Genomic DNA, 15,166 nt, shown 5'->3' on the forward strand with positions numbered 1-15,166 from the left:
ATTTGATTGTGCAGACTGAAATTGTAGCAAACCAAGTGCAGCACAGGAGAGATATCGATTGAAAAAACAAGGCACTTGCGTTGATATTCATTGCAAGGTTTAAGGAAAAGAGCATAAGCTAAGAGCGATAACAGCAAAGACAGCAACAGTTGGATTCTGAATCAAGAGAAACAAGGATCTATCGAGTAATTGGTCGAATAGCAAGACCGAATTACCAAAACATGGCTATGCAGTTTAAAAAAATGTGCTTTAATGCAATAAGTTGCTAAAAACCGAAAATGATATGTCTGCCATCATCCAATCCTTATTAGATACTGATCTGTACAAATTTACGATGCTACAGGTGGTCCTGCATAAGTTTCCCCAAGCGCATAGTGTGTACCAGTTCCGTTGTCGCAATTTGGATGACACGGTCTATCCTTTGGTCGACATTCTCGATGATTTAAACCACCAATTAGATTTGCTCTGCCAATTACGTTTTCAAGACGATGAGCTGCAATACCTGCGTGGTTTGCGCTTTATCAAAAGTGATTTTGTCGATTATTTAGAGTTGTTTCAACTCAAACGCCGCTTTATTGTGGCCAGTATTGATCATCAAGGCCGTTTAGACATTCGAATTGAAGGGCCGATGGTTCAAGCCATGATGTTTGAAATCTTTGTGCTTGCTATCGTCAATGAGCTGTATTTCCGCCGTATTCGAAGTGAAGAGGTCATGGTTGAGGGTGAACGTCGCTTACAGGCCAAAGTGGCATTATTAAAACACTATGAAACATCGCAAACGCCAAATGATCCCCCATTTTTAGTCTCTGATTTTGGTACGCGGCGCCGCTATAGTTTGGCGTGGCAAAAACATGTGATTGAGGTGTTTAATCAAGCTGCCCCGCATATTTTCCGTGGTACCAGTAATGTCTTAATTGCGAAGCAATTGGGCCTAACCCCGATTGGCACCATGGCACATGAATTCCTACAAGCATTCCAAGCGTTGGATGTACGTTTACGTAATTTCCAAAAATCAGCACTGGAAACCTGGGTACAAGAGTACCGTGGTGATTTAGGTATTGCTTTGACGGATGTGGTGGGGATGGATGCATTCCTGCGTGATTTTGACTTGTACTTTGCCAAATTGTTCGATGGCTTGCGCCATGACAGTGGTGACCCGTATGAATGGGGCGATAAGGCCTATGCCCACTATAAAAAGTTGAAAATTGACAGTAAAACCAAAATGCTAACGTTTAGTGATGGACTGAATTTAGAGAAAGCGTGGGATCTGCACAACTATTTCAAAGACCGTTTCCAAGTCAGCTTCGGGATTGGCACCAATTTGACCAATGATATGGGACAAACGCCATTAAATATTGTGCTTAAACTGGTCGAGTGTAATGGCCAGTCGGTTGCGAAAATCTCAGACAGTCCAGGTAAAACCATGACCGATAACGATACTTTTTTGGCTTATTTACGTCAGGTTTTTGAGATTGCTGAAGCAGAAGCCAATTAATCTAGAATATAGGCAATGCCAGAATCCGTTCTGGCATTGTTCATTAAAAAAACCTGTGAATAGTGATATCTATAATTCTGCTAAAAGAATGCAAAAAATCAGAATAATTGTAAAAATGAGTTGTGCTAAGATCAAAGCATGATCTGAAAACATACGAAATAATATGACACATTCTGCCTTTGATTTTGGCTTGTTGATAGACGCAGAGCAGTTGGTTCCGCATTTAGGTAATGACAAATTACGCATCGTAGATTTAAGTCGTGCTTCAGTCTATGACCAGTTACATATTCCACATGCTTTGCATTTAAAGCCGAGATTTTTGGTGCGCCAAGACGAACAAGCCACGGGACTACTTCCCGATGTAGAAGGTTTACAAGAGCTGATTCGTTATCTGAATATTTCACCCGAGCATCATGTGGTGGTTTACGATGATGAAGGTGGCGCATGGGCAGGGCGTTTGATTTGGAATTTACACTGCTTAGGTTTTGAAAATACTAGCCTGCTGAACGGTGGAATTCATGCATGGCTTGCAGCAGGACTTCCAACCACTTCTGAAGTGGAGCAGTTTGAACCTGTCAGTGCTTTGGTACAGGTCGATCAAGCCAAAATACAGCAGTATCGAATTGAATATGCTGAGTTATTAGAGAAGGTTCAAAGCAGTCAGGTCCAACTCTGGGACTGTCGAACAGAAGACGAATATACAGGCCTGCGGCTTGCAGCGCGACGCGGCGGTCACATTCCAAATGCACTACATTTTGAATGGAGTACTGCCCTTAACCGTGAAAATCATTTAAGATTGCACCCTTTAGAACGCACGCAGCAACGCTTAGAACAATTGGGTTTTAACTTAAATGAACCTGTGGTGGTGTACTGTCAGTCACATCACCGTTCAGGACTGGCTTATATTTTAGGTCGTTTATTGGGTTGGAATATTCAGGCGTATGACGGTGCGTGGAGTGAATGGGGCAACCGCCTCGACAGTCCTATCATTACCGGAGAGATGCCGTCTTGAGCCTCACATCACGCTTAAAAAAACAAATTTTCATTCAAGCTCAACGTGTTGTACCCCAACATCAGTTATCACGTGTCGTGGGCAGAGTCGCAGCCAGCGAAAATCCGATTGTGAAAAATGCGGTAATCACTGCGTTTAAAGCACAGTATGGCATTGATATGTCGATTGCTGAGCAGAGCAATGCACTGAAATTCAAGTCCTTTAATGAGTTCTTTACTCGTGCATTAAAAGAGGGTGTACGTGATATTGATACCGATGCGACCAGCATTGTGTCACCTGCGGATGGTGCGATTTCACAGTTGGGTCCAATTGTGGAAGGTGATATTTTCCAAGCGAAAGGACAAAAATTCACCGTTGATAATTTAATTGCAGATCCGCAGTTGGCTGAACCGTTTAAAAATGGTCAGTTTGCAACGGTGTATTTATCGCCTAAAGATTATCACCGTGTGCATATGCCATTTGCAGGCACATTGACGGAAACCTTATATGTACCGGGTGAATTGTTCTCGGTCAATCAAACCACTGCTGAAAATATTCCAGGCTTGTTTGCACGAAATGAACGTATGGTCTGTTTATTTGATACAGAAATTGGCCGTATGGCCGTAGTTCTCGTTGGCGCCATGATTGTGGCGGGGATTGAAACGGTTGCAACAGGAAAAGTGAAGCCTACCGGCCGTTTAGAGCTAAATCAGCATGACTTGTTCTTGGACAAAGGTGCTGAACTCGGTCGTTTCTACCTAGGCTCAACCGCTGTGGTACTGTTTGAAAAAGACAAAATGACGTGGGATACTGCCTTTAAAGCCAACTCGACTGTGGTGATGGGTGAAGCGATGGGGCATACGTTTTAATCCTTTCAGCTCTCGGTCACCGTCCTTGTTAAACGGACGGTGAGAGACAAAAAAGCACCGATATCGGTGCTTTTTTCATGCTTTTGAAGAAAGGCTTATTCAGGATTATAGGTGCGTTCTTTGGGAAAAATCACTTTAAAAATAGAGCCTTGATTTTCTTTGGATTCAATTTCTAAATGTGCTTGGTGCTGCATTAACACGTGTTTCACAATTGCGAGTCCTAAGCCTGTGCCACCCGTTTGTCGACTACGTGCGCTGTCGACACGGTAGAAACGTTCGGTTAAACGGGGCAGGTGCTTAGGGTCAATGCCTATGCCAGTATCTTCCACGGTAAAATAAGCCTGTTCACCATTGTCATGCCAACCCATGGTCACCGTTCCGCCTTTCGGGGTGTATTTGATGGCATTGGTAATCAGGTTACTAAAAGCGCTGGCCAACTCCATATCTGAACCGATTAAGTCGCAGTGACTGTCGATGTCGAGATTGAGCGTATGCCCATAATCAATATTATAGGCATGTGCATCGTCATAAAGTTGGTTCATTAAGCTAGGCATATCAATGATTTGATTTTTAGCAATTTGCTTGTCATTTTCTAGGCGTGACAGTAATAGCAAATCATTCACCAAGGCATTCATGCGTTTGGCTTGTGCCTGCATTTGGTCAAAGGCCCGCTTCCAACGTGGGTTGAGGTCTTCTTGGTCGGTAAAGGTCTCAATATAACCACTGAGTACTGTGAGTGGTGTGCGTAGTTCATGTGAAATGTTATCGACAAAGTCTTTACGCATTTGTTCGAGATTGTGCATGCGGGTCACGTCATAGGCGACTAGTAAGCGACTTTCACCACCAAATCGAGTCATTTTGACTTGAACATAATGTTCATCAAAACTGGATGACTTCATTTTTAAGCCATCTGGTGCAGCATCAATATTATTGTAATAATCCACAAAACTCGGTTGGCGTAATAAAGTCAAAATATTACGGCCACGGTCATTTTGTTCGATGCCTAATAACCGTTCTGCAGCAGGGTTCCACCATTCAATTTGTTGCATGTCATCGATCAGCACCACTGCTTCTTGCAAAGCGACCAAGGATGACTGCGCCCGATCAATCAACCCGACCATTTCCGCTTGTACAATACGTTCTTGGCGCTGTGCACGATAGACATTGAACAATAATGCCCCCCAAATGCCCCCAAGGTTGGGTGGAACTTCGTAGGGACGATTGGAAATCCAGTCATTGACTAAATACAAAGAGCGCATTTGCAGAATAAAAAAAACGGCAAAAGCAAAGGAAATACACGTCCAAAAATAACCGACGCCAAAGCCAATCAAGCTTGCAATCAGCAAGAAAAAGGCAAGGAGACGTAAGTCCTGTTTGGCAAAGCCCCATAAACTGCTGTATCGCGTTTTTTTATGCTCGCGTGCAAGTTCAGGGACCGGGTAGGGTTCATACATAAAACAAAATTAACCTAGGGCGATATCCGCACGTGTAGAGAATCGATAGCCTGTACCCCGAACTGTTTGCACAAAGCGATCTGCCGCATAAGGCTCAAGCACTTTACGTAAGCGGCGAATATGCACGTCGATGGTACGGTCTTCAATATACACGTTTCCGCCCCAGACTTGGTCAAGAAGTTGTGCACGGGTGTAGGCACGCTCAGGATGAGTCATGAAGAAGGCCAATAAACGATACTCGGTTGGCCCCATGTCGAGGAAATTATTGCCAAAGCTGACCCGTTGGCTGACAGGGTCTAAGATTAAGCCATTGGCATCAATCGATTTTTCACCACTGAGCGCGTTAGCGCGGCGTAAAACCGCTTTAATACGTGAAACCAATTCGCGGGTCGAAAACGGTTTAGTCATGTAGTCATCTGCACCAGCATCTAGACCTTGCACTTTATGGTCTTCTTCGCCACGTGCCGTGAGCATAATCACTGGAATTTCAGAGAGATTTTCATCGCGCTTGAGACGACGACATAAGTCTACGCCACTGACGCCACCAGGCATCATCCAGTCGAGCAAGATCAAAGCAGGGCGCTGATCCACAATCATTTGGTGGGCTTGTTTTGCATCTTCGGCTTGTAAGCATTGAAAGCCTGCCATATCCAACGAGGTGTGAATCATTTCTCGAATGGGAAGTTCATCATCGACGATTAAAATGTAGTCATCTTTCACAACGCAATATCCTATTGTAGGTAACGGCAGGCCGTTTTAATTTTATGACAGGCTTATTACAAAGATTAATTATGACAGTATCATTGCAAAAAACAGACGATTGATGAAATTTGCAAAAAAATGTGACAAAAAATCGTCATATTGGGATTCAAAATTAATGGAAGTTTAATCTAAATTGCATTCGGAAATGCCGATTGCATCCAAATGAAAAGTCTTAGACATCCAATTTTGCCCGTGTATTCGGGTCTGAAAAGGTTTCTAGGAGTGAAATAAACACAATACGGCTGGAGGATAAAACTTCTTCAAAGGATTGTTTAAACCCACTAACCACCCAACGGATCGCAATTTGTGTGACATAGCCATTGAGACCTGTGGCGACCAGCGAAATTTCTCGTTCGGACCGGTTAATTTGCGGCATCATTAGCATCACAAAGGCTTGAATCATTCGGTCAAAACGGGTCATGGTTTCATGAATGGTGGCTTGGTTATGTAATTCTTGGACCAACATTGCATCGATATAAATAATACGCGCCATGCGGGGGTTGTCTTTTAAGGTAGTGAGCAGGGCACGCAGTCCTGCATCAATCATTTTGTATGGATCTGAAGAGGCTTGCATGATGGCTTGCATGACATTGTGCTGTAACTCATCGATCAGCTTTAAAAAAATGGTTTGAAACAGCTGCTCACTTTTTTTAAACGACTCATAAAAATAACGTTCGGTAAGTTTGGCTTCATTACAAATATCTTTCACCGTCACGGCAAAAAAGCCGTGAGTACCGTAGGCTTCAATTCCTGCTTCAATGAGTTTTTCACGACGCAGCTGTTTACGTTCAGAAAGCGATAAGCCCTTGAATTGTCTTTCTTTGGTTTTATTATTATCGCTGTTTTTTTGTACTGGTTCAGATGCCGTCATCAGATTTCATCGCCCTATTTGAAAGCCAAGGTTTTGCATAGTTTAGCAATAAACCACGACTCTACCTATGCGTAGGCTTTAATCTCTATGTGGTTTTCATGGACTTGACACTTTTGGCTATTAAATTTATGACAATTGATATTGTCAATTATAAAAAAAGCATCTACAGTCAATGTACAAAGATAAAGGACAACCACAATCTCATGAAGAATTTTAAAAATAAAGTCGTGGCAATTACAGGTGCAGGATCGGGTATTGGCCAACAATTGGCACTTTTATTGGCCAAGGCGGGCTGTCATGTATCATTGAGTGATGTCAATGAACAAGGGTTGGCGAAAACAGTTGAACTGCTACAAGGCACCAATGTACGTGTCACCACGAAAAAATTAGACGTCTCAGACCGCTTAGCGATGCAAGCGTGGGCTGAAGAAACCGTACAAAATCATGGTTCTGTGAATATGATTTTTAATAATGCTGGCGTTGCTTTGGGTTCAACCGTAGAAGGTGCATCCTATGAAGAGCTGGAATGGATCGTGGGGATTAATTTCTGGGGTGTGGTCTATGGCACCAAAGAGTTTCTGCCTTATATTAAGAAAACAGGCGATGGGCATATCATCAATATTTCCAGCTTATTTGGCCTAACCGCTCAACCGACTCAGTCTGCTTATAATGCCACTAAATTTGCGGTGCGTGGCTTTACCGAGTCATTACGCCAAGAGTTAGATATGGAAAACTCTGGCGTGAGCGCATTGTGCGTGCATCCGGGCGGGATTCGAACCAATATTGCCAATGCAGCCAAAGTGAATGACAGCTTGCGTAGCATCGGGATGAACCCTGAGAAATCTGCACAGACCTTTAATAAATTATTACGCTGCCCACCCGAAGAAGCGGCACGTCAAATTTTAGAGGCGGTACAAAAAGATAAGCGTCGTTTATTGATTGGCAATGATGCGAAAACGCTAGATTTGATTCAGCGCATCTTACCAACGGGCTACCAAAAAGTGACGGCTTTTGCGACCAAATTAAGCCAAAGAAAGTCTTAATGTTGTGATGTAAAAAACCCGCTTTGGCGGGTTCTTTTATGCTTAATTTTAATGAGTGTCATGATCAAAAAACTGTTTTATTAAATATCCGTTTAACTTTAAATGAGCGTTTCAATGGTCTTTTTCTTCCAAACAAATTGATAATAAAGTCCTTGCATGATGCATAAGCTGACAAAGGCCAGCGCATAAGCATACCAAATACCTTGCAGTCCCCACCATTCACTAAATAAGTAGGCACAGGGCACTTCAATCGCAATAATCGCAACGATATTGATCACCATGGGCATGGTGACCGTACCGCTGGCCCGCATAATAGAGGCAAAAATAGCACTGGCACCAAAGAATAAAATGGACCACAGCACAATAAATAACAGCTGTTGCCCTAGCTCGACCACCGCATGGTCCGTGATAAAGAGTGCCATGAGGTATTTGGAGAAAAGATAAGCCAAGACCACCAAGGAGCCTGTAATGATGATATTCATGCCGAGTGCCGTACGCGTGACTTTGGCCAATAACTCGGATTTGCCTGCGCCAATGGCTTGTGCACCAAAAATCGATGCAGCAATGGCAATCGACAGGGCGGGGAATTGAATATAATTCAGAACCTGATTGACCGCACCATAGGCTGCGGTCGCATCGGCCCCATGGCGGTTGACCAGACCCACAATCACAAGACCCGCAACTGAGGTGGTGATCATTTGAATGCCTGTTGGAACCCCTAAGCGGAGAATGATTTTACTCAACTGGCGGTCAAAGCGAATATGACGTAGCAGTTGTGCATCGAGCCGGAGAGGGTGCTGTTTATAGTTCAAATAGAAATACAAAAAGGTCAGCACAGAAACAAAGCCTAAAATGGTCGCAATGGCAGGCGCAACAATCCCCAGTTTGGGAAAGCCAAAATAACCCGCAATCAGAACGGGTGTGACACAAAGCCCAATCAAGATGGTCATGCCAGAGGCAATTAAAGGTGTCGTGCTGTCTCCGACACCGCGTAAAATTGAGGTATAAATAATATATACAAACAGTAGGGGACTACCTGCCAACATCCATTGCACATAAGGTAACGAGAGATGCATGACGTCTTCATCGATACCCAAAGCCGATAAAATTGGTCGCGCAAAAATCACCCCTAAAAATGCAATAAAGCTGCCACCAATGAGGGTCATAAAAATAGTGGAGCCAACCACTGCACGTACTTTTTCAATATTCTGTGCGCCCCATGCTTGACCAACCAAGACGGTCGACCCCGCTGATAGTCCAATCACGAAGGCCATTAAACAAAACAGGATGGGGAAGAACACCGCAACTGCTGCAATCGCCTGCACCCCCATCATCTGTCCGACAAAGATGGTATTAATCGTACCCGACAGATTTTGCAGAATATTGGTGGCAATCAAAGGCATCAGGAAAATAAAAAAGGCTTTCCATAGCTTTTGCTGTTGCACCAATGGGGTGTGTACGGACATAAGTCATCCTGAGGTTATTTTTATTACATTTCTAAGGCTTACCCTAGCATAGTTCAGCGCTGAAAAGCCGATGTATTTCAGTAAGCGAAGTCGGTTCTTGTGCAAATGCAAAGCTGAAAAAGATTTAAACGCTTTGCAAAATTTCTGCTGCCTGAGCCAAAGTTTGATCGGTCTTAGCAAAGCAAAAACGAATCATGCGCAAAGCCTCTGGCGCCTGCTGATAAAACACCGAAACAGGAATGCCAACAATGCCATGCTGCTCTGCCAGAAAGTGGCAAAATTCAACATCGTTTAAATCGGGACGAATGTGGCTGTAGTCGACATTTTGAAAGTAAGTGCCTTGCGAAGGCAACCATTGAAAGCGTGAACCAGTTAAACCCTCAATAAAACGATCGCGTTTTGCTTGATAAAAGCCCGCTAAGTTTTGAATATGCTCAGGATGTTGCTGCATATAATTGGCCAAAGCCAGTTGTACTGGGGTGACTCCGCAGAAGTTGGCAAACTGATAGACCTGACGGAATAGTTGCATGAGCGCAGGTGTAGCAACGCAGTAGCCGGTTTTCCAACCAGTCACATGAAAAGTTTTGCCAAAGGAGCCCACCACCAGACTGCGCTCACGCAGTTCAGGAAAAGACAGCGCGGAATAGTGACGTTGACCATCAAATACCAGATGCTCATAGACTTCATCGGACAGGACTAAAATATTGGTGTCGCGAATCAGTTCAATCAGCGTCAACCAATCTTGCTTGCTCCAAATGGCACCACTCGGGTTATGTGGTGTGTTGATAATGATCAGTTTGGTTTTGGCCGTAATGGCTGATTTGACCTGCTCCCAATCGACTGAAAAATGCGGGGACTGGAGCGCAATATGAATGGCTTTACCCCCGACCAAAGCCACACTTGGCGCATAGCTGTCATAACTGGGGTCAAAAATGATGACTTCATCATCCGCATGGACTACGGCTTGAATGGTGGCAAAAAGGCCAATGGTTGCGCCCGGAGTGATGGTAATTTCAGTCATCGGGTCGAGCTGAATCTGATCGCGTTGTGCAAATTGCTGCGCCAGTTGCTCGCGTAATAACCAGACTCCATCGCCTGGAGCATACTGATTGAAACCACTTTGAGTGGCCTGTGCTAAAGCATCCAGCAGTTCAGCAGGAGCTTCGAAGTCTGGAAAACCTTGGGATAGATTTAGGGCATTTAAGCGCTGTGCCATGGCAGTCATGGTGCTGAAAATAGTGACGCCTTGTGCAGGCAGTTTAGATGAAGGCAACTGAATCATGAATGCTTAAAAGTGTCTAAATATCAGCCCAAAATAGCATATTCATCCCCTTTTACTTATGCAAATTTTGCATGTAGGGCAGGGGTAAAGCATGCATTTTTATGGATTGCTTTTATAAGAGCTGTTCAACTGCCGCGCGAATAATCCCCAGTGCTAAGCCAATAAATGCACCGACCACCACACCATTGACCCGAATCATATGCAAGTCGCCACCGACTTCATTTTCGATCTTATCAATCATCACACTGGAGTCCCATTCGTGAATACGTTCGCTGATAAAACGAATGACTTTTTCGCTGTATTGGTCACTGAGATTGACCGCAATGCCGCTGAGGCGTTGATTAAGCAAGTCTCTGACGGCTTGATTGGAGATGATGTTTTCCCCAATTTGTTGAATGGATACACGGATGTTCTGCGCAATGCCAGAGTCTGGTTTTTGTAAGTCTTGTTTAATGGCATCACAGAAAATGACCACTGCGCCGCTAATAAAATTCAGGACTTGTGGGCTATCTAGCAGGGCATCTTTGGTTTGGTTTAAACGCTGGCTGGCTTTACTGTCGGTGTCTGCCAGTTCGAGCATGAGCGCGTGCCCCATCGCTTCAATTTTTTGACGCCACGGATGCTCAGGATCGGCCAACATCGACTCGACTCGTTGAATGAGTGAGTCGATGGTTCTTTGCTGCACATCGATGCCAATCCAACTGGCTCCTTTGGCCAGTTTCCAGACCCCGAGTTCTTTGAACAAGGTTCGGGTCAACTCACGACTTTGTTCAGGGTGTTGGGTCATCCAGTCATGCGCCAAGTCGAGTCCGCGTTGTAATACATCTTGATGGAAATCATTTTCCAGCACTGCACGCAGCATTTCACTGGCCAAATGATTGACCTGAGTGTTACGCACCCACTGCACGCTGTTACTTTGAATAAAGCGTCCGATTTGTTCTTGGCCCACAAACTCAAAGACTTTAGGCACCGTTTGTTGAATGACTTGGGTGACTTGCAGATTGTTTTGTGGATTGGCGAGCCATTGACCAACCGCCAAAGACAGGTCGGTACTTTGCAGGCTTTTTTCCACCACTTGTGGAGAAAGAAAATTTTCTTGTACAAAGCGGCCCATAGACTCTGCAATACGGTCTTTGTTACGGGGAATAATTTCGGTGTGATCACGTAAAAACTTTGGAATCGGCATTTTTCCAAAGGGATTACGAAACAGCACGGTAATGGCATACCAGTCCGCCAAGCCACCCACCACACCTGCTTCGGCGGATAACATTAAAATATGAATGATCCAAACCTTGTCTGTGGGAGCAAATTTGGCAACGACCATCAGCAGCAGCCATGTCACCACTGCCGTGATTAGGGCAATGGTGGCGAAGCGTTTACTGCGTTTCAGACTCGATGGGACGGCTTGAGGGTCATTCATAGGCAGGCTCTATGCTTTATTTACTGGTCGACGCGGGGCTGCTGGGTTCAGGCGGTGGGAGCACTTCACCGGTTGGGCTCAAACCGTATTTTCCACCCAGCGATTTTAAAATCAGCGTGGCATCAAAGGCATCGCTTGGTGCCGATTTTTGGTCTTTAAAGCATTGAATGCTGTATGACACTTGCACGGGGTCAATGTCGACTACACGTGGTACATCGTAGAACGGGTCAGGCCAAAAGGCTGGATGGCGAGAATAATAACCATATGGGTAATAAGGCATTGGGTTTGAATACACCACGGCTTGTCGGGGCGGTTGGTTTTGGTTGCTCGGGTCATTCAGTACTTTAAAGAAGCGGTAACCATTTTGCACTGTGGTTTGCGCGGCTTTGACCAGGGTAATTTCTTCAGCCGTGCCATAGCTCATATTTGGGCGCGCTTGGAAACTGATGCGATAAGTCGAGGTGTTTAATGGCGTATTACTAAACCGACCTAACTGGTCGAAGGTTAAGGGCTTTGAGGGGGTAGAGGCACAGCCTACTAAACTCAGACCCGTCGCCAGTGCACAGGCGATTAAAATTTTCTTCATGAGATAGACTCCTTAGCACAGAGGGAGAAGCCGAACAGTTAAAAATGGCTGTTGGGCTGAGTCAAAAAATCCAGTTCTTCTTGGCTTGAGTTGCGGCCAAGGACTTGGTTCCGATGCGGATAGCGTCCAAAACGATCGATAATCACTTTGTGACGCTGTTCAAAATCGAGGTTAATCGGATTGCCTAAGTCTTCGAACAATTTTAAAGCATATTGATGAATAAGTTTCGATTCACTATGCATAAAGGGCATATATAAAAAACTGCGTTGTATGGATGGCAGTGCTGCATCTAGTTTTAGCGTGATGGCTTCTTGTGCCAAAGCCAAAGCCAAGGCGTCCTGAGCAAAGGCCAAAGGACTGTTGCGATACAGGTTTCTCGACAGTTGGTCGAGCACAATAATTTCAGCCAAACGCCCTTCAGCACTACTGCGCCAAGACCATAGCTCAGCATGCGCCGCTTGTTGATGAATTGTCTTAAATTTTTCTTCGATGAGTGCATCGAACGCATCATTTTGGCTAAACCACCAGCTTTGGTTTTTAGGATCGAACCAAAAATCTAAAATTTCTTGATAATTCATAAAGTTTACAATTCTTTAGCATTTATTCTTCAATACAATCACACTTTTGACATGTCTAATAGCGTAACTTTGTGATAAATATTTTCCGAAAAAATAGAACAGATGGTTTACTTGAAAATAGGACTGGGTGTAATGTGCCGAATTAAAATCACGTTATACTGATATAAACTGATGATTTTATTTTATTCGTCGTTGTAATTGTTTCTTCCAAAAAGTGAGATTGTAATGGGTCAACCCGCATCTAAATCTACAGCTGTGTTACCGACTTGGGTCAATTCATCACTTTTGCAAGGGATGTTACGCGGGATTGAGCGTGAAAGTTTGCGCATGCAAAGTGATGGCTTTTTATCACAAGCCGATCATCCGCAAGCTTTGGGTTCTGCGCTGACTCATCCGCATATTACGACGGATTATTCGGAAGCTTTATTAGAATTTATTACGCCGCCCCAGCCTAGCATTACTGAGGCGTTGCATTATTTAAAAGACATTCATAGTGTGGCGCATCGTCATTTGGAACATGGTGAAAAGCTCTGGCCGCTGTCGATGCCCTGTATGTTGGATGACAATGACGATAAAATTCGCTTAGCCCAATATGGCAGCTCAAATATCGGGAAGTTCAAGACCTTATACCGTCATGGTTTAGGGGTACGTTATGGTCGTCGTATGCAAACCATTTCAGGTTTACACTATAACTTGTCTTTTCCAGATCAACTGTTTGAACAATTACAACAACATGAAACAGATGAAGCACTAAAAGCCTTATCTGCACAAGACTATCGTAGTCACCGCTATTTTGGTTTGATCCGCAACTTTATTCGCCTTACGCCGTTGGTCATGTTCTTGGTCGGGGCAAGTCCATCGGTCTGCCAGTGTTTTATGACAGGGCGTGAACATCATCTGTTGCCATTGCTGCGCGGTACCTTGTATTTACCGTATGCGACTGCTTTACGGATGGGACGTTTTGGTTATCAAAACTCAGCACAAAAGCAGCTCGGGATTCATTACAACAATATCGACGGTTATCTCGAAGGTCTACAAAAAGCAGTCAAAACGGCTTATGCGCCGTTTAGTCGCTTAGGTCTCAATGATGCGCAAGGCGAGCCGATTCAAATTAATGATCATGTCCTACAAATTGAAAATGAGTACTACAGTTTGGTGCGGCCAAAGCAAGTGCCGCAAGCAGGGGAAACGCCGTCCCAAGCGCTGAGCAATCGTGGTGTCGGTTATGTCGAACTACGTGCGGTGGATGTGAATCCGTATAGCCCAATTGGGATCAATGAAGATACCGCAGGTTTCTTAGAAGTGTTGGCGCTGTATTGCTTACTGTTGGATAGTCCAGACTTATTGGCCGCAGAGCAAGATCAAATCGAGAAAAACCAAGCGGAAGTGGTCAATCGCGGTCGCGCACCGAATGCTGCAATTGCTGTGGGTGAGCAATCGTTCCCAATTGAAGCATGGAGTCAGTCTCATTTAGAGGCGATGCAAGAACTGGCTGTATTGTTAGATCAGTGCTATGACACCACACTGTATAGTAAAGCGATGACAGTCATGCAACAGAGAGTCGCTGAAGTTGATGATACTTTGTCGGCGCAGATGATCGAAGATACTCTAGAAGCGGGTGGGACATGGGGCTTTGGTAGCCAAATGGCCGCACAACATGCATCGAGTTATGAGCGTCATCAGTTGAGTGCAGAGACATGGGCTTATTTTGACGATTTAGCTACGCAATCACTGCAACAACAACAGCAATTAGAGCAAGATAGTCAACTGAGTTTTGAACAGTACCTTGCGCAATTTAGATAAAAAATTAAGAGGATTGACCATGCAATGGAGTTATCGCTTCGTGAGTGGTGTTTTGGTTTTAGCCAGTATCATCGGGATGGCCTTTGCCTTATATTTAGAGCATGGCCCGCTACAGTTAAACCCATGTCCACTCTGTGTGTTCCAACGTGTGGGACTGATTGGACTGGGGATTATTTCGCTGATTGCCTTTTTGCATAACCCAGCATCGAATGGTTTTAAACGTTTTTATGCATTTTTGGGCAGCCTCTCGATCTTATGGTCGGCTGGTGTGGCGGCACGTCACGTGTGGTTACAGAGCTTACCGCCTGATCAAGTGCCGAGCTGTGGCCCAGGCTTGGATTATTGGTTAGACACGTTGCCACTGCGTGCTGTGTTCGAGCAAGTCTTAACAGGTTCAGGTGAATGTGCACTTGTAGATTGGACTTTCTTAGGTCAGTCTTTACCTGTGTGGTCTTTGGTGTTTTTTGTGGCACTGGCGTTGATTAGTCTGTGGCAACTGTTGCGTAAATATCCAAGCCATGCACAGAAAAAATAATAAAGATAAAA

General features: G+C 44.5%; 14 protein-coding genes. 6 read left to right on the forward strand and 8 right to left on the reverse strand.

Going from position 1 to position 15,166, the window contains the following annotated elements; translation table 11 throughout:
* The first annotated feature begins 283 nt into the window (after positions 1-283).
* The 3 genes from pncB to asd all read left to right on the forward strand — a co-directional run bounded on the left by pncB (position 284) and on the right by asd (position 3,355).
* A complete protein-coding gene (gene pncB, locus AC0KVP_RS00425) occupies positions 284-1,495 on the forward strand; it encodes a nicotinate phosphoribosyltransferase (RefSeq protein ID WP_087011949.1) in 1,212 nt (403 codons plus the stop codon).
* Positions 1,496-1,658: 163 nt separating this feature from the next.
* Complete coding sequence (locus AC0KVP_RS00430) at positions 1,659-2,507, forward strand: sulfurtransferase (RefSeq protein WP_473338171.1); 849 nt, start codon at positions 1,659-1,661, stop codon at positions 2,505-2,507.
* On the forward strand, positions 2,504-3,355 hold the full coding sequence (asd, locus tag AC0KVP_RS00435; protein WP_473338173.1) for an archaetidylserine decarboxylase: 852 nt from the start codon (positions 2,504-2,506) through the stop codon (positions 3,353-3,355). Before AC0KVP_RS00430 ends, asd begins: the two co-directional genes overlap by 4 nt.
* Before the next feature lie 95 nt (positions 3,356-3,450).
* Here the strand turns inward: asd and phoR are convergent, their stop codons facing one another.
* The 3 genes from phoR to AC0KVP_RS00450 form a co-directional block, all read right to left on the reverse strand.
* A complete protein-coding gene (gene phoR, locus AC0KVP_RS00440) occupies positions 3,451-4,809 on the reverse strand; it encodes a phosphate regulon sensor histidine kinase PhoR (RefSeq protein ID WP_004691795.1) in 1,359 nt (452 codons plus the stop codon).
* Between the two features lie 9 nt (positions 4,810-4,818).
* Complete coding sequence (phoB, locus tag AC0KVP_RS00445; RefSeq protein WP_004691794.1) at positions 4,819-5,529, reverse strand: phosphate regulon transcriptional regulator PhoB; 711 nt, start codon at positions 5,527-5,529, stop codon at positions 4,819-4,821.
* A gap of 214 nt (positions 5,530-5,743) precedes the next feature.
* Complete coding sequence (locus tag AC0KVP_RS00450) at positions 5,744-6,442, reverse strand: TetR/AcrR family transcriptional regulator (RefSeq protein ID WP_473338175.1); 699 nt, start codon at positions 6,440-6,442, stop codon at positions 5,744-5,746.
* Positions 6,443-6,645: 203 nt separating this feature from the next.
* On the opposite strand from AC0KVP_RS00450, the gene AC0KVP_RS00455 reads away from it, so the two are divergent.
* Positions 6,646-7,485, forward strand: a complete 840-nt coding sequence (locus tag AC0KVP_RS00455) for an SDR family NAD(P)-dependent oxidoreductase (RefSeq protein ID WP_473338177.1) — start codon at positions 6,646-6,648, stop codon at positions 7,483-7,485.
* A 98-nt stretch (positions 7,486-7,583) separates the two neighbouring features.
* Here the strand turns inward: AC0KVP_RS00455 and AC0KVP_RS00460 are convergent, their stop codons facing one another.
* The 5 genes from AC0KVP_RS00460 to AC0KVP_RS00480 all read right to left on the reverse strand — a co-directional run bounded on the left by AC0KVP_RS00460 (position 7,584) and on the right by AC0KVP_RS00480 (position 12,817).
* A complete protein-coding gene (locus AC0KVP_RS00460; RefSeq protein WP_473338179.1) occupies positions 7,584-8,951 on the reverse strand; it encodes an MATE family efflux transporter in 1,368 nt (455 codons plus the stop codon).
* A gap of 124 nt (positions 8,952-9,075) precedes the next feature.
* Positions 9,076-10,233, reverse strand: a complete 1,158-nt coding sequence (locus AC0KVP_RS00465; protein WP_473338181.1) for a methionine aminotransferase — start codon at positions 10,231-10,233, stop codon at positions 9,076-9,078.
* Positions 10,234-10,345: 112 nt separating this feature from the next.
* Entirely contained in the window at positions 10,346-11,653 is a 1,308-nt protein-coding gene (locus AC0KVP_RS00470) for a DUF445 domain-containing protein (protein WP_473338183.1), read from the reverse strand.
* Between the two features lie 16 nt (positions 11,654-11,669).
* On the reverse strand, positions 11,670-12,239 hold the full coding sequence (locus tag AC0KVP_RS00475; protein ID WP_058951504.1) for a CC0125/CC1285 family lipoprotein: 570 nt from the start codon (positions 12,237-12,239) through the stop codon (positions 11,670-11,672).
* 38 nt (positions 12,240-12,277) lie between these two features.
* On the reverse strand, positions 12,278-12,817 hold the full coding sequence (locus AC0KVP_RS00480) for a DUF924 family protein (protein ID WP_473338186.1): 540 nt from the start codon (positions 12,815-12,817) through the stop codon (positions 12,278-12,280).
* 225 nt (positions 12,818-13,042) lie between these two features.
* Between AC0KVP_RS00480 and gshA the strand changes: the two genes are divergently transcribed.
* Complete coding sequence (gshA, locus tag AC0KVP_RS00485; RefSeq protein ID WP_473338189.1) at positions 13,043-14,620, forward strand: glutamate--cysteine ligase; 1,578 nt, start codon at positions 13,043-13,045, stop codon at positions 14,618-14,620.
* Between the two features lie 19 nt (positions 14,621-14,639).
* On the forward strand, positions 14,640-15,155 hold the full coding sequence (locus tag AC0KVP_RS00490; protein WP_004978345.1) for a disulfide bond formation protein B: 516 nt from the start codon (positions 14,640-14,642) through the stop codon (positions 15,153-15,155).
* Positions 15,156-15,166: the final 11 nt, after the last annotated feature.

The sequence above is a fragment of the Acinetobacter sp. DL27 genome (assembly GCF_055810995.1).